Raw genomic sequence first — 18,167 nt, 5'->3', positions numbered from 1 at the left:
GATATGGTCAACTAAAAATAGTGTAGAAGATAAATGTGGCCAAGCTATTGGTTTCTAAGGTGATTTCAAATATAAAAAAAATTCCGAGGTGACTATCTAATGTTGAAAAAATTATCCATCTTGCTTTTACTGGCAATGTTAGCAGTAGTAGCTGTAGCTTGTGGTTCTAATGATGAAAAAGAAGAATCAAGTACAAAGAAACAATCAACTACTAGTGAAGAGTTCACGGTAAAACACCAATTAGGTGAAACAAAAGTTACAAAAAATCCTGAAAAAGTTGTCGTATTCGATATGGGTGCGCTTGATACTCTAGATAAATTAGACGTAAAAGTAGCAGGGGTCCCTCATGAGGGTCTTCCTAAATATCTTGCTGATTACAAAGATAAAACTGAAAATGTCGGTGGTTTGAAAGAACCTGACTTTGAAAAAATTAATGAAATGGACCCAGACTTAATTTTAATCTCTGGACGTCAATCAGAAGCATATGAAGAGTTAAGTAAAATTGCTCCAACCGTATTCGTAGGGGTGGACACTACAAAATATATGAAATCATTTGAAGAAAACGTTACGTTATTAGGTAAAATCTTTGGTAAAGAAGATCAAGCTGCTAAAGAACTTGCGAGCGTTGAAGAAAAGATTGACGCGCTCAAAAAAGAAGTACCTGCTGATAAAAAAGGGTTAATCGTACTTTCTAATGGTGGAAAAGTAAGTGCATATGGTCTTAACTCAAGATTCGGTATCATCCATGATGTATTCGGAGTTCCTGCTGTAGACGATAAATTAGAAGTATCAACGCATGGTCAAAGCATTTCTTTCGAGTATATTGCTGAAAAAAATCCCGATTACCTATTCGTTATCGATAGAGATGCTGTAGTGGGTGATGGTGCTGCTGCAAAAGAAACAGTGGAGAACGACATTGTGAAGAACACAAACGCCTATAAAGATGGCCATATCGTTTATCTGGATCCTAACTACTGGTACTTATCAGGTGGCGGATTAGAGTCTGTTAATGAAATGGTTAAAGAAATTTCTGAAGGTCTTAAATAATATCAATTATGAAAATGCCTATTCCCACTTTATGTGAGGGTAGGCATTTTTTTGTTGAGTAAGTGAAAGGTATAGGAGGAAACCTACAGGTAAGAAATAAATGAGGAACTAATTTTTTTCTTCCTATTATATGTGTATGTGGATTGTGCTGAAATCAGGAGGTTTTTTCCGTGAATCGTAAAGTTACAAAAAAAATTTTTTATCCAAAAATGAATCATTTTTAAGGATTATCCGTATATATTAGGGAATGTCCAGTGGGATTTGAAGAGTGTATGAAAAAGGAGATTCGTGTCGATGATACACGATGAGAGTGTGGCTTTCAAAAGCTGATGAGGGACCACAAGGTATAGTATCTGGGGACGTATAATGAGTTTTTACAAGTTGTCGAATTATAGCACTGAAAAAAAGAAAACATCAAACAACCTTAAAACTTGAAATATTTGGTTTCATAAATTATCTTTTTACATATTTTGTAATGCTATAGCCTTTTCGTGTGGAGTCGTTTATAATGATTAAAGCTTGGAAGAACGGAAAAAAGGGAAGGATATCTCATCCACCATTGCCAGAAATAAAGAGTGATATTAATTGGATAAAGACTGAGGCTTCCTATATATTTAAAGGTATTGGCATTCCAAAATTCTATGGACACGGAAGAATTTGGGTAAGGAATTACGTAGGTTTTATGCATTCTTGACTATTTAAGTAAAAGAGTGCTATCATAGGGTTTGCGAATTTCCGTCTTCTGTAAGAAAGTAAAAGTTTACTATAATACCACTAGTTTAATAGAGGTGAAAGCATGAAAAATTTCTTGAAAAAAGGCCAGCATTTATTTGCAAATAATATACTAGGCTTTTTTGTTATTGCTGTAGTCTTGTTTTGGTTAAAAACCTATATCAGTTACCGAACTGAATTCAATTTAGGGATAGAAAATGGACTACAACAGTTTTTACTTTTCATTAACCCAGTTAGCTCAGCTATCTTAATATTTGGCTTGGCATTATTGGTTAGAGGTAAAAAGTCATTTAAATGGGTTATCAGATTAAATTTACTGATGTCCTTATGGTTATTCATTAATATTGTGTACTATCGTTCATTTACGGATTTCATTACACTGCCAACATTGACACAATTACAGAATAATGCCGGGGATTTAGGACCGAGTGTTTTAGCATTATTTAAATCGTATGACATATTGTATTTCCTGGATACTGCTCTTTTAATCGTTTTATATAAATTTAAAGACTATAAACTTGAAAACGTTAAAATCAAACGTCGTACGATTGCAATGGTTTATCTTACTGGACTTGTTGTTTTCGCTATCAATTTGGGACTGGCTGAAAAGGATCGTCCACAATTATTATCAAGAACATTCGACCGGAACTACATCGTTAAATATCTTGGGATGTATAACTACACGGTTTATGATGCTGTTCAAAACACTAAAACGTACGCTCAGCGTGCAACGGCAAACAGTTCGGATATTGCTGAAGTCGTCAACTATACAAAAGCTACTAGTGCAGAGCCGAATCCGGAATATTTCGGTAAGGCCAAAGGGAAAAATGTTATCTATCTGCATCTTGAATCCATGCAGAATTTCTTGATTGACTATAAGTTGAATGGAGAAGAGGTCACTCCTTTCCTAAATTCACTTGCACATAATAAATCCGATTTCATGTACTTTGATAACTTCTTCCACCAAGTTGGTCAAGGTAAGACTGCGGATGCAGAGTTCATGCTTGAAAATTCATTATTCGGTTTGCCGCAAGGAGCAGCATTCACGACACAATCACAGAATACGTATCAAGCAGCACCGGCAATCCTAGGACAAAATGGTTACACTTCTGCTGTATTCCATGGTAACTATAAGTCCTTCTGGAACCGCGATAAGATGTATAAGTCACTTGGTTTTGATAAGTTCTTTGATGCAGAGCATTACAATATGGAGAATAAAGATGAAGTGTTAAGTTATGGATTAATGGATAAGCCTTTCTTTAAAGAATCGATACCTATGTTAGAAACGCTTAAACAGCCTTTCTATACGAAATTCATAACGGTGTCTCATCATTTCCCATATGCGATGGATCAAGAGAAGACTTCAATCGAAAAACATACAACTGGGGATTCCTCGGTTGATAGCTATTTCCAGACAGCTCGCTATGCCGACGAGGCACTTGAAGAATTCTTCAAATACCTGAAGGAATCAGGTTTATATGATAACTCAGTAATCATCATGTATGGCGATCATTATGGTATTTCGGAAAACCATACAGATGCCATGTCAAAAGTACTTGATAAAGAAGTGGGCACTTTCGAAAATGCGCAGCTACAACGTGTACCATTATTGATTCATGTACCAGGTGTTGAAGGTGGGGAAATGCACCAATACGGAGGTCAAATCGATCTTCTTCCAACCATGCTACACCTACTAGGAATTGAATCAAATGATTATGTACAATTCGGTTCAGATTTATTGTCTAAAGATCATAATGAAATTGTACCTTTCCGTAATGGAGACTTCGTAACGCCTGAAGTTACTTCTATCAAAGGGAAGTATTATGATTCAAAAACTGGAGAAATAGTCGAAGAGAATGAAGACATCCTCAACTCTAAAACTAGAGTGGAGACGATGCTTAATCTATCCGACAAAGTCGTGAATGGCGATTTGCTACGATTCTATACACCGAATGGCTTTGAACCAATTGATCCAGCAGATTATGATTATACCGACAGAGAAGAAGAAACCAACCAGGTGGATTCCGATAAGTAATGACGAACGAAAACAAGGTGGGAAGCAATAGCTTCCCACCTTGTTTTTTTATGGAGAATAGTTAAGGTTTTGATGTCATCATTTCAATGTACTTTCGGATGGCTTCTGGGTTTCCGGCATATTTCTCAGCACGTTGTTCATCTTTCCGTAGTTTATCTTTTGCTTTTTCCAAAATTTCTTCACAGCTTGACTGAGGGACGACCACCACTCCATCGGTATCTCCGATAATCAAGTCACCTGGGTTTACAGTAACTCCACCACAAGAAATAGGCAAATTGATTACTCCATGGCCAGCTTTACCACTTGAGGCAACCGTGGTTCCTCTACTGAATACAGGGAAATCCAATGCTTTAATGGCTTGAAGATCACGTATCACACCATCGACCACAAGTGCGCCAATATTCATCGTCTTCATCATTCCAATAACGAAATCACCTGCGATGGCCCGATAAGTATCTCCTTTGCTATCGACAACCAATATATCCCCTGGTTGTGCAACACCGATAGCTTTTAATACAGCTGTGTTATCTCCAACAGGTAATTGTACGGGTAAAGCACGTCCGGCGAACCTAAATTCCTCCTTTAATGGTTTAATGTCTGAATCTAGGTTATTCAATCCTTCCATTGCATCTGAAATGGCTGTGGTGGGAATCTCTTTGAACTGTTTGATTAAATGGTCCATGCCCTCATCTCCCTGAAATTCTAATGAACATATCTAATTATACATATTAACATAATTTTCGGAAAATTAATTCTCGAGGATGTACGCTAGGTATTTTAGGAGAGGATTCCAATAGTAAAGCCCATCCTTGCAATAAGGATGGGCTTTACTATTAGATGGATACCAGTGATAATTGGCCGTCTTCCATACGGTACACTTTATCGCAATATTGAAGCATGCGTTCATCATGGGTCACCATGATAGCCGCTTTTTTACGTGATTTAACTTCCTTTGCTATAAGTTGAACGACTTCATGTCCGCGTTTTGAATCAAGGCTTGCTGTTGGTTCATCCGCAAGTATGATATTGGGCTGATTCATGAAGGCTCTAGCGATGGCTGTCCGCTGGCGTTCACCGCCTGATAGCTCGTTTGGAAACTTACTCATTTTACTTCCTAGACCTAAATCGGTAAGTAAGCTTTTAGCAAATGCTTTATCTTCTTTGGTAATCTTACCGGCCATTTTTTTTACGACAAGTAATTGGTCAAGTACCGTTAAATACGGTACAAGGTTCGACGTTTGTAAAATAAAACCGATATCCTTCAAACGGACATTGGCCAGTTCTTTTGCATTGAGGCCACTTAGGTCCTTACCATTCAGGCTAACTGTGCCTGCAGAAGCTTGAAGGAGGGCTCCTGCTATGGAAAGGAAGGTACTTTTACCAGAACCGGATGGACCAATGACGGCCACAAATTCCCCCTGTTCGACGGACAAAGAAACATCTTGAAGGGCCGCAATCTTATGGCCACCCTCTTCATAAAATTTCGATACATGTTCAAGTTGTAATCCAGTCATTATTCTGCCCTCCCAATAGCTTGTAATGGATCGATTTTTGTAATTTTACGAACTGAAATCCATGAACTTACAACGGATATGATAAGTAAAATTATGCTGTAGATGATCACTAACTTCGCATCAAGTTCAAATGGCATGCCCTCTGGTAATATTAGAGCTGTACCATATGTTAAGAGGATACCTACGATTATACTGATAAGTGATAATAGGAACACTTGGGAAACAATCGCTTTACCAAGGAACCCGTTGCTTGCGCCAATCGCTTTCATGATGCCGAATTGATTGGATTTTTGCAGCGTTAGTACATAGAAGAATACACCTAGGACGAAAGCTGAAATGGCAAGAAGGAAGACGAGCATCATCATAATTGTCCCGTTTTCTTCAACGTAACCTGGCATCCCTTGAATCGCTTCGGATTTTGTAACGATTTCATTTCCCTTGAATTCTTTATTTATTGCGTCGATGTCGATATCCTTGCCTTGAAGCATAATGGCATTAACAGGTTCATTGACTCCGTTATCGGACCCAGGAGCTGCATAATGAATGCTCCGCCATTTATCGAAAGTTGTAAAAACGGATGTTACATGATTGTATGTTTGATCTTCTGTAAACCCAACGATTGTAACTTTCTCTTTCGTTCCTTCCATTTCCAAGGTATCGCCAAGCTCAAAGCCTGCTTCCTTGAATGAATCATTTACGACAACACCATCGGGATGATCTTTAGATAGAGCATGCCCTTCAATGATTTCAGGCTCCAGGAAGCTACCGGGTTCTATCGCAAGCAAGGCGATATCCGTTTTATCCTCCGTTGCATTTGTATCCCCTTTTAAAATAGTTGCCATTGAATGTCCCATAGGGGTTACAGCTTGGACTTCCGGGAATTCCTTCAGTTCATCTGCAAGATCTCCACTAAACATGGAACGCGTCATCGAATTCCGCGATCCTTCTTCAAATACTACATAATCTGCATCCATATTCTTGAACGATGCGGCACTTAATGTAGAAAGGCCGTTGCCTAGTCCTGAAAGGATGAAGACTAGCCAAGATATGAGCACTAGAATGATACCTATCATCATGAAACGCAATTTTCCGTGCTTGAGTTCCTTTATAGCAAGATACATGGTAACACCTCTTTATTATTATTATGATTAATCAGTTGTGACTAATACCTCTAAAGTATAGTACCGACCAATTTAATAGTCAATTAGAAATTCTGACGTCCATTTAAGGTCGGTAAGTAAAATACAGAAAAAAATCCTCGCCGAGTAGAAAATAGCACGCTACTTGGCGAGGATTGGAATATATCATATTTTATTGCCCAGTTCTTTCAACTGGTTATGGAGGGTGAGTACGGTTTTCTGGATAAATTCAGTTTCTGCTTCAAGCATGGCGATCTTATGAGCAACGGCAAAATCGACGCCGTGACCTGAACCGTGTACGGGAGTCTTTTTTAACATGGTAATTAGCTTCGAATTTTCGGCGAGTTTGTTTTCGAGAGCTGGGATGACCTTTTCCAATGGCAGGTGGTCAATGAACATCAGGCCGATATCTCCATTAAATTTTACACTTTCTGCTGAAGAGAGATTTTGAATGAGCAATTCGTAAAAATATTGTTTTCCCTTTTCATTAATGGAATACACTTTACGAGGTGGCCTGTTGCCTTCTTGTTCTGTATGTACCTCAATGTAGCCTTGCTTACTTAATTTATCTAGTGTCGCATAGGCGGTTGGTTTTTTCATATCTGTAATGGTGCTTAGGTTTCTTTCTATGAACTCATTGATTTGGTAGCCATGTTGACTCTGGGCCATAAGTAATCCAAGTAAAATGAGTGATCGAGTATCCATAATGGGCCCCTTTCCGATGATATCCTACGCTTATAGTAGCATGTTTTACAATAAAACTATAGAGAGAGTGGGTGGATTGAGTTGCGAAGCCTATAGCAAGATGGATTCTATGAGCATCAAACAGGATATATGTCTCCTAGGTGAATGTTCAGACTAGCAATGGGCATTCAGCTTATGGGGAATGGGAAGTCCACTGTTTTCTAACGTGTATAATGGGTATAGTAAAGGAAAGAAGAGAAGAAGGAGGAAACGATACGTGATCATTGTATATATTAGTCTGGCTCTCTTTATTGGATCAATCATTTATTTAGCGATTTTTGCTTTTAAGACATTTAAGGCTTCTAAACCAACCATTGATAATGTAAACGAAACTGTTACGCGCATTCAGGCGAAAACAGATCAGATTAAGTCGGAGACGGATCATCTTGCGGAGACACAGCAGGAAATCACAGAAGATGTTCAATATAAAAAAGAAGCCGTTCAATATACGGTGGACGCTGCTAAGCAAACACCTGAACCATTTAAAAATATCTGGCATACCATTAAAGGGGAAAAAAGAACATTCACAAGTAGACGAAATGGGTAAAGAAGGTTTGACTCCTTTTTATAGGTAATGCTATAGTACAGGTAATAAAAAGTTTCTAGGGTTCCGCGGTTCCTAAGCCGGACTGGTCCGAGAGAGACGCGCAGAAATTTTGCGTACACGGAGGGATAAAAGCCCGGGAGGTTATGTTTGTGACCTTCCGGGCTTTTTCTGTATTTGGAGGGAAAATGATGGCTTGGATCCAACTAGTTATTGCAGGATTATTTGAAGTGGTTTGGGCAACGAGTTTAAAGTATACGGAAGGTTTCACGAAATTAGTTCCTTCTGTCATTACGATTACAGGCATGATCATTAGCTTTTATTTTTTGTCTTCGGCGATAAAGACTCTGCCGATGGGGACAGCTTATGCCATCTGGACAGGAATAGGAGCAGTCGGCGCGGTATTGGTGGGCATCATAGCTTTTAACGAGCCAAAAGATGCGATGCGCCTTGTTTTCGTTGGATGTATTGTAGTGGGGATCCTAGGGTTGAAAATCACCTCCTCTGAATAAATCTTTCACTCTTCGCAAATAGTAAGATGAAACCATTTGTGAGGAGTGAAAAGATGAAAAAATACAAAGCAGTGATATCGAGCGCGATGATTGCTTTATTCATTACAGGCTGTTCTGCGAATGAAAATGAAGGAGCAAATGAAAACCTTGGGCTGAATCGAACCAATCAAGATAGAGATTTAAGTCAAAGTGGCTATAATCCAACGAGAAATGTTAATGACAGATCAGATACAAATCAAATTAATAATCCCAATCAAGATACAAACAATCAGTTCATGGTCCATGAGGATATAGCGAATCGTATTGAAGACTTGAAGGAAGTAAAAAGAGCTAGTGTAATCGTGACTGATCATCACGCATACGTTGGTGCTGTGCTTAAAAAAGGAAAGCTTACTACAGATGTAAAAGATAAAATTGCCAGTGCGGTAAGAAATACGGATGCATCCATTGAAGATGTCCGTGTATCGACGAACCCAGAATTCGTTGACAGAATGGATCATTATGTTAAGGATGTAAAAAATGGAAAACCAATTAAAGGATTCACATCTGAATTTCAGGATCTAGTAAATAGGGTTTTTCCGTCGTCGCACTGATAAAGGCATGAACGCTCAGGAGTTACCCAGTCTAATAAAATAGACTGGGTAATTTTTTTGAATAAAAATTGTTATGGGTAATAATCTGAAGTTTCACTCTTTATAATGGAAAGGTTGTTGTATAATTATGTAAAACCTAAATAAGGGAGTGGCTGACACATGGATAAAACTTGGTGGAAAGAGGCGGTCGTGTATCAAGTGTACCCTAGAAGCTTCATGGATAGTGATGGAGACGGGATAGGAGACTTGAAAGGAATCTTAATGAAGCTTGATTATTTACAGACACTTGGTGTGGATGTAATTTGGCTTTCTCCTATATACCAATCCCCCAATGATGATAATGGATATGACGTCAGTGATTATCAGGCGATCATGAAAGAGTTTGGCACAATGGAAGATTTTGATCGATTATTGAGCGCCATCCATGAACGGGGAATGAAAATCATGATGGATCTGGTTATCAATCATACATCAGATGAACATCCTTGGTTCAAAGCTTCCCGTTCTTCCATTGATGATCCGAAGCGAGATTACTATATTTGGAGAAAAGGGAAGGAAGGCAAGGAACCAAACAACTGGGAATCCGTCTTCAAAGGCCCTGCCTGGAAATATGATGAATTGACGGACGAGTATTATCTTCATCTATTCAGTAAAAAACAACCAGATTTAAATTGGGAAAATCCAAATCTACGAGAAGAAATTTATAGCATGATGAAGTGGTGGCTCGATAAAGGGGTCGATGGTTTCCGGATGGATGTCATAAATTTCATTTCGAAGGACCAAAGATATTTGGATGGTGTTGTTGCGGAGGGAAAACAGTATGGAGATGGAAGCCCGTATTTCATGAATGGGCCCCGTATCCATGAGTTTTTACAAGAAATCAACCAACGTGTCCTTTCACATTATGATCTGATTACGGTAGGTGAAATGCCGGGTGTCACTCCTGAAGAGGCATTATTATACACGGGGAAAGATCGTAATGAACTACATATGGTCTTTCAATTCGAGCATATGGATGTGGGATCAGGACCGGAAGGCAAATGGAATAATTCCAAGTGGGAACTGAGTGATTTAAAGCGGATACTCTCTAAGTGGCAATACGGACTCGAAGAAGGAGGATGGAACAGTCTATATTGGAATAACCATGACCAACCAAGGGTCGTATCCAGGTTCGGAGACGATGGAACGTACCGGGTCGAAAGTGCAAAGATGCTTGCGGCCTGCCTTCATATGCTAAAAGGAACCCCTTATATTTATCAAGGTGAAGAAATCGGAATGACGAATATAACGTTTCAAAGCATTGAAGACTACCAGGATATTGAAACGTTGAATTCCTATGAGGACTTGGTGAATAATTACGGGTGGTCCGAAGAAAGGATGATGGCTGCGATTCATGCCCGCAGCCGAGATAATGCTAGGACTCCCATACAGTGGAACGACAATCGGAATGCAGGCTTTACAACGGGAACCCCATGGATAGGGGTGAATGCTAACTATCCAGAAATCAATGCAGTAAATGCCTATAATGATCGTGAATCCATTTTTCAATTTTATAAAAAGCTCATTGAGCTACGTAAACAACATGATATTATCGTGTATGGTCGTTATGACTTGCTGTGTCCTGATGATGAACAAATTTTTGCCTATACGAGAACGCTTGGTGAGGAAAAGCTCCTTGTGATATGCAACTTCAAGGGGTTTGAAGGGGATTTTAAGTCGCCGATAGAGCTAGATTCACTATCCGCCACTTTATTAATCAGCAATTATGAACAGGAAAAGGACAAGGGAATCTCCTCCGACCCCTTACGTCCATATGAATGCCGAGTCTATCATCTGAAATAAGAAGAAAAGGACCTGATTTCTCTTCCAAAGAGAATGTCAGGTCCTTTTTATACGCTTATTTTACTTTTAAATCGCATTCCTTAAGTGGAATGATTTTGGATTTATGCTTGATTTTATACCCTAACCATACTACAAAGAATAAAAGAAGTCCGATATAGGAAACGAACATGGAGTTCCAATCGATCCCGTCGGTGCTGAAGGCTTGATAGCCTTGTCCTAGGATAATGAAGAGGCAAAGGACAAGGGCGAGAATCGGTCCGAATGGAAAGATTCTTGATCGGTAAGGCAGGTCATTTATATCAAGTCCTTGCGCCACATAAGCTTTCCGGAAACGATAGTGAGCGATGGCAATTCCGACCCATGTAACGAAACCGGCCATTCCTGAAGCGTTCAGTAACCAAATATAAACGACGCCGTCACCGAAAAAGGAAGCCAAGAAGGCAAGACAGCCGACTAGGGAAGTCACGATAAGGGCATTTACAGGGACGCCTCTTTTATCTAGCTTTCCAAGGAACTTCGGTGCTTTTCCATCACGTGCTAAATCCCATAGCATACGGGTTGAGGCATACATACCTGAGTTCCCAGCTGAAAGGACGGAAGTTAAGATGACAGCGTTCATAACAGCTGCGGCAAAAGCAAGGCCTGCACGTTCAAATACAAGCGTAAATGGACTGACGGCAACATCTTCACTTAACAACCGGGCATCCGTGAATGGAATGACCATTCCGATGACAAAGATTGCAAGGATATAGAAAAGGATAATGCGCCAAAAAACAGATTTGATCGCTCTAGGGATGTTCTTTTCCGGATTTTCACTTTCTCCGGCGGTTACTCCAAGCAATTCCGTTCCCTGGAAGGAAAATCCGGCTGCCATAAAGACTCCCAGAATGGTAAAGAATCCTCCATTAAAAGGCCCATCTCCCATGGTGAAATTAGAAAAGCCAATCGGATCTTTTCCACCCATGATGCCAAAAATGATTAAAAACCCAGTGATTAAGAAAATAATAACAGTGACGATTTTAATCATCGCAAACCAGTATTCAGCTTCGCCAAATCCCTTAACAGACATATAGTTAATGAGAAACATGATGATTAACGCAATAGCACTCCAAATAAACGAAGGAGTATCGGGAAACCAGAATTTCATGATTAGGACCACGGCCGCAAGTTCAGCCGCTATTGTAATGGCCCAGTTATACCAATAATTCCATCCAATCGCAAAACCGAAAGAAGGATCGACGAATTTAGATGCATAGACACGGAATGAACCGGCAACCGGCATATACGCAGCCATTTCGGCAAGACTTGTCATTAAAAAGAAAACCATCATGCCGATTACTGCATAAGCTACCAAGGCTCCCCCGGGACCAGCTGTATGAATGGCACCTCCGCTTGCTAAAAAGAGCCCGGTACCTATTGTTCCACCCAGGGAAATCATCATGAGGTGCCTACCTTTCAGGCTCCTTTTCAGTTCACTGGGGTTTGATTTTTTTTGTGGATTTTCCAATTGATGTTACACTCCTTTTTATGGGAAGGGAACGAAATAAAAAAAACAGCAGTCGAAAAAGATCGACGGCTGTTTATAATAAACCCGTTTAATCCTTCCGAAGATAGCTCCCCACGTTTATAAAAAACGTGACAGTGATGTTCCTTTTCGAAAACATCGCCAGCCTAGAAATACAAGGAATATTTCTAAACTTCGGCAACTTATCCTTTCAAACGGAGTCGTCAACTTTCCTGAATCTCGTCCGTTTTACTTTTATAAGCCGCAGCCTCTAACTCATCGGTAAATGAGGAAGTATTCAATTATTTAAAATGCGAATTCATTGAGATGTCTTATAAATGATAGGCATCGAATGAAATTTGCTATATTAAAATTATAAAATATTCCTCTAGAGAGCGCAATGTTTATTTTTCAAGTATCTTTTTCCCTAATTTGACGCCAATCAAACCCTACTTGATATCTCGGTGGATAATATATATATATAATTAAATATCTGATAATTCCGATTATTAAACGCTTTTTCGTTTAACAAGGCTAAAGCCAAGCTTTACATGTTTGATCAATTCCGGTTCTTCAAAAAGGTCAACTGCCATTCGCCCAATCGATTCAAGGGGAAGGGATATGGTCGTGATGTCCAGCATTTCGCTGATGGTATCGTCATTAAAACCGAGGATAGCAACATCTTCAGGTACCTTCAATCCCGACTTTTGGGCGGTAATAATAAATCCAGCTGCCGTATCATCGTTCGTTATGATGATGGCATCCGGCTTATCTTGCATGGCAACCCAATCCTGAAAGATTTTTTCTCCGTCCTTAATGTAGTAACTGCCTTCAAACAGCCATTCATCTTTACTTGTAAGTTGGTATTTTTTCAAAGAATCTTGATATGCCTTTGTCCGGAGAGAACTATTTCTGCTCTTTTTTCGCCCAAGACTGTATCCTATTCTTTTGTACCCTTTGGTTATCAAGTATTCGAGGGCCGAGGAAAAGGCGGCATAATGGTCGATGCTGATTGAAGAAAATTCAGATGGAGTTGTATCTTCACATAAAATGATTGGACCGTATTCCCGATATTCCAGAAGAACTTTCATTTCTGAAATTCTCGAACAAACGATGATGCCGTCGAGTTGCTTCATTTGTAACATTTTTAATGCTTGAATCTCTTTTTCTCTTTCATATTGTGTTTGAAAGATGACAATATGATACCCAAGAACATTCGCTTGTTTGTTTATTCCATGAATGATCGCCCCGTAATAGGGATGGTTGGTGTATGGTACGATGACGCCAATCAAGTGGGTCTTGCCTTTCGCAAGATGGATGGCATTAATATTTCTCGAATAGTTCAATTCTTCAATGGCCTGGAGTACGCTCTTTCTTTTTTCAACACTTACATATGGATGATTATTCAAGACACGGGATACGGTAGTAATTGAAGCGCCTGCATATTCAGCGATTTTTTTTATATTCGTCATTAGATCACCAATTTTCCTTTTTTACAGTGTAATGTATGAAACCCATTTCAGAGCAATAAGAGGGGGAAAGTGGGAAGAAAATTCCCGATTATAGATCCTTGTTCTGATAAGGGTTTCATCCTTTAAGATTAAGAAAAGTCTTAGGGGGAGGGATGACGATGGTAACGACTCTGCTATGTTTGATCATGCTTTGTGGGATTGAGTTGGGATTCGCCTATCTTGCTGTACAATCACAATCAAAAAAATGATTTAAAGCTTTGCTTGATAATAAAAAACCGAAATTGCCCAGGATCCAAGATGAAGAAGTAACAGTATGCCTAGAATAGGGGCAACAGAGAGTTTTACACCAAATAGTAATAAGAAAAAAAAGATATATATCCCCAAAAGGGTGTAAAACCAGCTGGTTGCCCGTGCTTTAGTTCGGATGAGGGTAAATCGTTCATCCAATCCCCGCCGCTTGGCAGCGGCACGGCGACCTCCCCATAATCCAGCCAGTCCTCCGGTAATTCCAAGGATAATACCTAAAAAAGCCCACCAGTTAAAATCCATTACATATCCTCCTCAAAAAGAAATAGATCCTCAATAGCCAAATCGAACACTTTTGCCAGTTTGTAAGCAAGCTTGATGGATGGGTCGAATCTTCCTGTTTCTATCGAAATGATTGTCTGTCGGGACACGCCTGTAAGTTCGGACAGCTTTTCTTGTGTGAGTTGGTGAGATTTGCGCAATTCCCGTAAGTTATTTTTCAAATTTTTTTCTCCTTTCTTAAAAATGTAAAGCTAACTATACGTAAAGTATAATTTACAAAATCTAAAATGTTAATAATTTCCTGTTAAAAAATTTACATTTTTATCTGATACTGAGATTGACAAGACTTTTACTCTGTTTTTCAAGGATTTCACTTTCTATTTCCTGCAGGAATTGTCTTAGTGAATGATTCTGTCGGGGCAAATTGTTTTCGACCTTGACCATGTCTTGTACGTAGAGGTTGCATATTCTCCATGGAAGGCGATATATATATTGGTGGAGGAAGGGCGGGGCGAAAGGCCGTCTAGGTTGCAGGCTGTTGTTTCACGGTTAACCTTCTATTGATTTTCCTTTTTTTCAAACAGTTAAAGCTAGTCTCTTTTAATTCCTCTTTATCAGGCTGGATGTTCAGTGCGTCGTCCGCTTTCTTGTTCGGTTTAGCTTTCTTTTTTGTACCGAGCAACGGTGTGATGAGGCTTTTGAAACGGAGTAGGACATGGGAGAAACACTTATAGCAAGTTTCACATGATTTCACTCCATGCAGCCTCTAAACTATCCTTCGATATAGTTGTGATTTTCTTTGTTTAAAGTATAATGAGTAAGTGTAATTTAAAGATAGCAGGAACCTTGTTAAAGGGAGAGTTAGTTATGGAAGAACAAAATAAATTTTCATCGCGAATAGATTTTTCTTTGGTCACGATATTACTGTTGTTATGTATTGGTAGTTGTTTGGCGATATATAGTGCCCAGACTACTGGACAATACGAAGAAAACTTCCTAATAAAACAAATTTTTTGGTATGTGGTTGGAGTCGGGATTGTTCTCGGGATCATCACACTGGATTCAGATCAGTTGAAAAAGATTTCCTGGTACGCATTTGGATTTGGATTATTCCTATTATTATTGTTGCTAGTTATGCCAGATTCCATTGCACCTGAACGTAATGGGGCTAAAAGTTGGTTTATCATCCCGGGAATTGGTTCCATACAGCCCTCAGAATTCATGAAGGTTTTTCTTATTTTGGCTTTAGCAAATGTTATTTCAAATCATCACCTTAAAAATACGTTAAAAACGATTCAAACGGATCTCTGGCTCCTTGTTAAAATAGGACTTGTTACAGGAGCACCGTTGCTATTAATCATGCAACAGCCGGATTTGGGTACTTCGCTTGTCTTACTGTCAATTATGATCGGTATGATTTTCATTTCGGGGATATCGTGGAAAATCTTGCTTCCAATTGTAACTGCAGGTCTCGTTATCATTTCCACCGTCATGTATTTCGTACTTTGGCAACCAGAATTGCTTGAAAAAATAGGTGTGAAAACATATCAGTTCGGCCGTATTTACTCTTGGTTGGATCCTTATAACTATGCGAGTTCGGAAGGGTATCATTTGACGAAATCCTTGCTGGCCATAGGGTCAGGGCAGACCACGGGCAAGGGCATAGGGTCAAGGGAAGTATATTTACCGGAAAGTCATTCGGATTTCATCTTTAGTATCATCGGGGAAGAATTCGGCTTCATCGGTTCCAGTATCATTATCTCTTTGTTCTTCTTATTGGTTTACCATATTACAAAAACCGGAATGGATACACGAAACAACTTCTATACATATATTTGCGTTGGTATCATCAGCATGTTGACGTTCCATGTTTTCCAAAATATCGGAATGACGGTCGGGATATTACCGATTACGGGGATCCCCCTTCCATTTATCAGTTATGGAGGAAGTTCGCTCATGGGGAATATGATGGCCATGGGCTTAATATTCAGCATACGCTATCACTATAAAAAGTATATGTTTTCGACAGATATATAAAATGAAGCCGGCCCACTCTAGCGTGGCCGGCTATTTTTATCTTTACTGAATATTGGACCCATATGGGAGCTGATTTTTATATCCAGAAAATTGTTGGTAGGATTGACTTAAGCTATCGGTTTGCGCTTTTTCTAAACTATACCAGCCTTTTTCGAACATTAGATTATAAAGTTCCCGTTGCATTTCCTGGTTTTCTTTTGAGACTGAGAAAATGTCTTGAAATAGAGCTTGATTGCTTAATTCATGAAGTGCAACTGAAAAAGAGTTACAGAAATACTTCTCTGTTGCCAGCATATCATTTAAAAAGTCGCGATCATTCATCTCGGGTGTCTTGGCAATTGGTGTTTCAGGATTTTGGACTTTGTTTTGATTGGGCATAAGTAAACCTCCTTTACTGGAATTGTTGTTGTTGATTTTGCTGTTGGTTTGGATCCAAGTGGGACAAAATCTTGTCATAATGGCGTTGATGCATTTGTCCACAGCGGGTTAATGCATTGATAACTTGAGGATCTGTACATTGGGTCGCGAAAAAATGTGCTTTTTTAATCGCAATCAAATTCCAGGAAAGCATATCGCTAAGGTATAAACTGTCTTTTACAGATACAATGTCCGGTGGCTGTTTCATGAAACCAGTTGTTTGTTGCTGACTGTTGATTGAATTTTGTTGTTCCATCATTCTACCTCCTCATATGGCCTGATCAAGATTAATTTTCCCATTTTTAATTTTTATATTCGATTAGGATAATCGTCCGAATATACATTAATAGGCATCTGTTTTTCCAAACAACGATTTGGAGGGAGTGCAGTGGAACGAATATTGAGGGACTTGTTTCTATTTCTATCAAAGAATAGACATCTGACAAAGGCTGCGAGGAGATATGGTTTGCGTTTTGGGGCAGCCCGCTTTGTAGCTGGAGAGTCTCTGGAAATGGCTGCAGCAATCATTTCCGAGTTAAACCAAAAAGGACTATCTGTGACCATCGATCATTTAGGGGAATTCATAGATAATCAGCAAGAAGCAGAACAGAGGGTTAGTCAGTGTTTGGAAGCAATCCGCATCATCTCACAAAATCAACTCGACTCACAAGTATCCTTGAAACTGACCTCGATGGGCTTGGATATTTCGGAACAAGTTGTCATGAAGAATATGAGAAGGATTTTAGAGGAAGCCAAGGCAAGCCAAGTGTTCATTACGCTGGATATGGAAGATTTTCCGCGCTGTCAGCCGACATTGGAAGTGTTCAAAAATCTCAAGGCTGAATATAATGATATCGGAACGGTTATACAGGCTTATCTCTATCGTACGGAGAAAGACATCGACGAATTAAATGCATGGCATCCAAACCTACGACTCGTTAAAGGTGCCTATAAAGAACCAAAAGAGATCGCTTTTCCAGAGAAAAGCGATGTGGATGCAAATTTTAAGAAAATCATAAAAACGCATATGCTAAATGGGAATTATACAGCTGTAGCGACCCATGATGATAAAATCATTGACTTTACGAAAAATCTTGTAAAGAAACATGGAATTACTACGGATCGGTTTGAATTTCAAATGTTATATGGCATCCGAAATGAAAAGCAGATGGAATTAGTTGAAGAAGGATATAAAGTTAGGGTGTATGTTCCATATGGGACGGATTGGTATGGATATTTTATGCGCCGCCTAGCAGAGAGGCCTGCCAATGTTGCTTTTGTCCTAAAGGGGCTACTTAAAAAATAGCAATAGTGAGAGCCGCCCCAGATAAGGGACGGCTACTCCAGCTTAGGATTCTATTTTTTAAACTGATTGTTCTGGCTGTTCACCTTATTCTTTCCATTGTTTCGTTCACCGCCAGGACCGGCATTTCCCTTCACACTTGCGGCACTTACGGCTCCTTTAGACGGATTATTTTTATGCTTCATGAGTATACGTCACCTCCTG

General features: G+C 39.4%; 21 protein-coding genes and 2 riboswitches. Of the genes, 9 read left to right on the top strand and 12 right to left on the bottom strand.

What is annotated here, in order from left to right; translation table 11 throughout:
- Nucleotides 1–102 precede the first annotated feature (102 nt).
- The 3 genes from ACQKL5_RS12250 to ACQKL5_RS12240 all read left to right on the top strand — a co-directional run bounded on the left by ACQKL5_RS12250 (nt 103) and on the right by ACQKL5_RS12240 (nt 3,814).
- A complete protein-coding gene (locus ACQKL5_RS12250) occupies nt 103–1,047 on the top strand; it encodes a siderophore ABC transporter substrate-binding protein (RefSeq protein ID WP_427609169.1) in 945 nt (314 codons plus the stop codon).
- Between the two features lie 508 nt (nt 1,048–1,555).
- Nucleotides 1,556–1,741 (top strand): hypothetical protein, encoded by a 186-nt coding sequence (locus ACQKL5_RS12245; RefSeq protein WP_427609055.1) that lies wholly within the window; start codon nt 1,556–1,558, stop codon nt 1,739–1,741.
- A 102-nt stretch (nt 1,742–1,843) separates the two neighbouring features.
- Nucleotides 1,844–3,814 carry an LTA synthase family protein gene (locus ACQKL5_RS12240; protein WP_427609053.1) on the top strand — a complete coding sequence of 657 codons (1,971 nt, stop codon included), beginning with the start codon at nt 1,844–1,846 and terminating at the stop codon, nt 3,812–3,814.
- 61 nt (nt 3,815–3,875) lie between these two features.
- Here ACQKL5_RS12240 and ACQKL5_RS12235 read toward each other — a convergent pair whose 3' ends face one another.
- The 4 genes from ACQKL5_RS12235 to ACQKL5_RS12220 form a co-directional block, all read right to left on the bottom strand.
- Entirely contained in the window at nt 3,876–4,496 is a 621-nt protein-coding gene (locus ACQKL5_RS12235; RefSeq protein WP_427609051.1) for an RraA family protein, read from the bottom strand.
- Nucleotides 4,497–4,647: 151 nt separating this feature from the next.
- Nucleotides 4,648–5,328 carry an ABC transporter ATP-binding protein gene (locus tag ACQKL5_RS12230; RefSeq protein ID WP_427609049.1) on the bottom strand — a complete coding sequence of 227 codons (681 nt, stop codon included), beginning with the start codon at nt 5,326–5,328 and terminating at the stop codon, nt 4,648–4,650.
- Entirely contained in the window at nt 5,328–6,449 is a 1,122-nt protein-coding gene (locus ACQKL5_RS12225) for an ABC transporter permease (RefSeq protein WP_427609047.1), read from the bottom strand. The genes ACQKL5_RS12230 and ACQKL5_RS12225 overlap by 1 nt, the downstream gene beginning before the upstream one ends.
- A gap of 183 nt (nt 6,450–6,632) precedes the next feature.
- A complete protein-coding gene (locus tag ACQKL5_RS12220; protein WP_427609045.1) occupies nt 6,633–7,172 on the bottom strand; it encodes a PadR family transcriptional regulator in 540 nt (179 codons plus the stop codon).
- A gap of 256 nt (nt 7,173–7,428) precedes the next feature.
- Here ACQKL5_RS12220 and ACQKL5_RS12215 point away from each other — a divergent pair, with 256 nt between their 5' ends.
- The 4 genes from ACQKL5_RS12215 (at nt 7,429) to ACQKL5_RS12200 (ending at nt 10,702) form a co-directional block, all read left to right on the top strand.
- Nucleotides 7,429–7,758: a DUF948 domain-containing protein gene (locus tag ACQKL5_RS12215; RefSeq protein ID WP_427609043.1), complete on the top strand. Its 330-nt coding sequence runs from the start codon at nt 7,429–7,431 to the stop codon at nt 7,756–7,758.
- A gap of 44 nt (nt 7,759–7,802) precedes the next feature.
- Nucleotides 7,803–7,900: riboswitch (guanidine-I (ykkC/yxkD leader) on the top strand.
- A gap of 46 nt (nt 7,901–7,946) precedes the next feature.
- A complete protein-coding gene (sugE, locus tag ACQKL5_RS12210) occupies nt 7,947–8,267 on the top strand; it encodes a quaternary ammonium compound efflux SMR transporter SugE (RefSeq protein WP_427609041.1) in 321 nt (106 codons plus the stop codon).
- Nucleotides 8,268–8,320: 53 nt separating this feature from the next.
- Nucleotides 8,321–8,860: a YhcN/YlaJ family sporulation lipoprotein gene (locus ACQKL5_RS12205; RefSeq protein WP_427609039.1), complete on the top strand. Its 540-nt coding sequence runs from the start codon at nt 8,321–8,323 to the stop codon at nt 8,858–8,860.
- 159 nt (nt 8,861–9,019) lie between these two features.
- Nucleotides 9,020–10,702 carry a glycoside hydrolase family 13 protein gene (locus ACQKL5_RS12200; RefSeq protein ID WP_427609037.1) on the top strand — a complete coding sequence of 561 codons (1,683 nt, stop codon included), beginning with the start codon at nt 9,020–9,022 and terminating at the stop codon, nt 10,700–10,702.
- A 55-nt stretch (nt 10,703–10,757) separates the two neighbouring features.
- Here the strand turns inward: ACQKL5_RS12200 and ACQKL5_RS12195 are convergent, their stop codons facing one another.
- From ACQKL5_RS12195 to ACQKL5_RS12175, 5 genes are all read right to left on the bottom strand, one after another.
- Nucleotides 10,758–12,209, bottom strand: coding sequence for an amino acid permease (locus tag ACQKL5_RS12195; protein ID WP_427609036.1), 1,452 nt, complete (start codon nt 12,207–12,209; stop codon nt 10,758–10,760).
- A 96-nt stretch (nt 12,210–12,305) separates the two neighbouring features.
- A riboswitch (Lysine riboswitch) is annotated at nt 12,306–12,488 on the bottom strand.
- Nucleotides 12,489–12,715: 227 nt separating this feature from the next.
- The gene (locus ACQKL5_RS12190) at nt 12,716–13,678 is read right to left on the bottom strand and encodes a LacI family DNA-binding transcriptional regulator (RefSeq protein ID WP_427609034.1); all 963 of its coding nucleotides are present in this window, start codon (nt 13,676–13,678) and stop codon (nt 12,716–12,718) included.
- A 249-nt stretch (nt 13,679–13,927) separates the two neighbouring features.
- Complete coding sequence (locus tag ACQKL5_RS12185; RefSeq protein ID WP_427609032.1) at nt 13,928–14,227, bottom strand: hypothetical protein; 300 nt, start codon at nt 14,225–14,227, stop codon at nt 13,928–13,930.
- Nucleotides 14,227–14,427 (bottom strand): helix-turn-helix transcriptional regulator, encoded by a 201-nt coding sequence (locus ACQKL5_RS12180; RefSeq protein ID WP_427609031.1) that lies wholly within the window; start codon nt 14,425–14,427, stop codon nt 14,227–14,229. Before ACQKL5_RS12180 ends, ACQKL5_RS12185 begins: the two co-directional genes overlap by 1 nt.
- Before the next feature lie 302 nt (nt 14,428–14,729).
- Complete coding sequence (locus ACQKL5_RS12175; protein ID WP_427609029.1) at nt 14,730–14,960, bottom strand: hypothetical protein; 231 nt, start codon at nt 14,958–14,960, stop codon at nt 14,730–14,732.
- A 113-nt stretch (nt 14,961–15,073) separates the two neighbouring features.
- Here ACQKL5_RS12175 and rodA point away from each other — a divergent pair, with 113 nt between their 5' ends.
- Nucleotides 15,074–16,243 carry a rod shape-determining protein RodA gene (gene rodA, locus ACQKL5_RS12170; RefSeq protein ID WP_427609027.1) on the top strand — a complete coding sequence of 390 codons (1,170 nt, stop codon included), beginning with the start codon at nt 15,074–15,076 and terminating at the stop codon, nt 16,241–16,243.
- Nucleotides 16,244–16,285: 42 nt separating this feature from the next.
- Here rodA and ACQKL5_RS12165 read toward each other — a convergent pair whose 3' ends face one another.
- On the bottom strand, nt 16,286–16,621 hold the full coding sequence (locus tag ACQKL5_RS12165) for a spore coat protein (RefSeq protein WP_402962725.1): 336 nt from the start codon (nt 16,619–16,621) through the stop codon (nt 16,286–16,288).
- 13 nt (nt 16,622–16,634) lie between these two features.
- Nucleotides 16,635–16,916: a hypothetical protein gene (locus ACQKL5_RS12160; RefSeq protein ID WP_427609025.1), complete on the bottom strand. Its 282-nt coding sequence runs from the start codon at nt 16,914–16,916 to the stop codon at nt 16,635–16,637.
- 132 nt (nt 16,917–17,048) lie between these two features.
- Between ACQKL5_RS12160 and ACQKL5_RS12155 the strand changes: the two genes are divergently transcribed.
- Nucleotides 17,049–17,966 carry a proline dehydrogenase family protein gene (locus tag ACQKL5_RS12155; protein ID WP_427609024.1) on the top strand — a complete coding sequence of 306 codons (918 nt, stop codon included), beginning with the start codon at nt 17,049–17,051 and terminating at the stop codon, nt 17,964–17,966.
- 50 nt (nt 17,967–18,016) lie between these two features.
- Here ACQKL5_RS12155 and ACQKL5_RS12150 read toward each other — a convergent pair whose 3' ends face one another.
- Nucleotides 18,017–18,148: a YuzL family protein gene (locus tag ACQKL5_RS12150; RefSeq protein WP_427609022.1), complete on the bottom strand. Its 132-nt coding sequence runs from the start codon at nt 18,146–18,148 to the stop codon at nt 18,017–18,019.
- Nucleotides 18,149–18,167 lie beyond the last annotated feature (19 nt).

Origin of the sequence: Peribacillus sp. NPDC097675 (assembly GCF_050277655.1) — a bacterium.
Classification (GTDB): Bacteria; Bacillota; Bacilli; order Bacillales; family DSM-1321; genus Peribacillus.
Note: the sequence above shows the minus strand (reverse complement) of the source record. Positions and strands in the feature narration are given on the sequence as shown.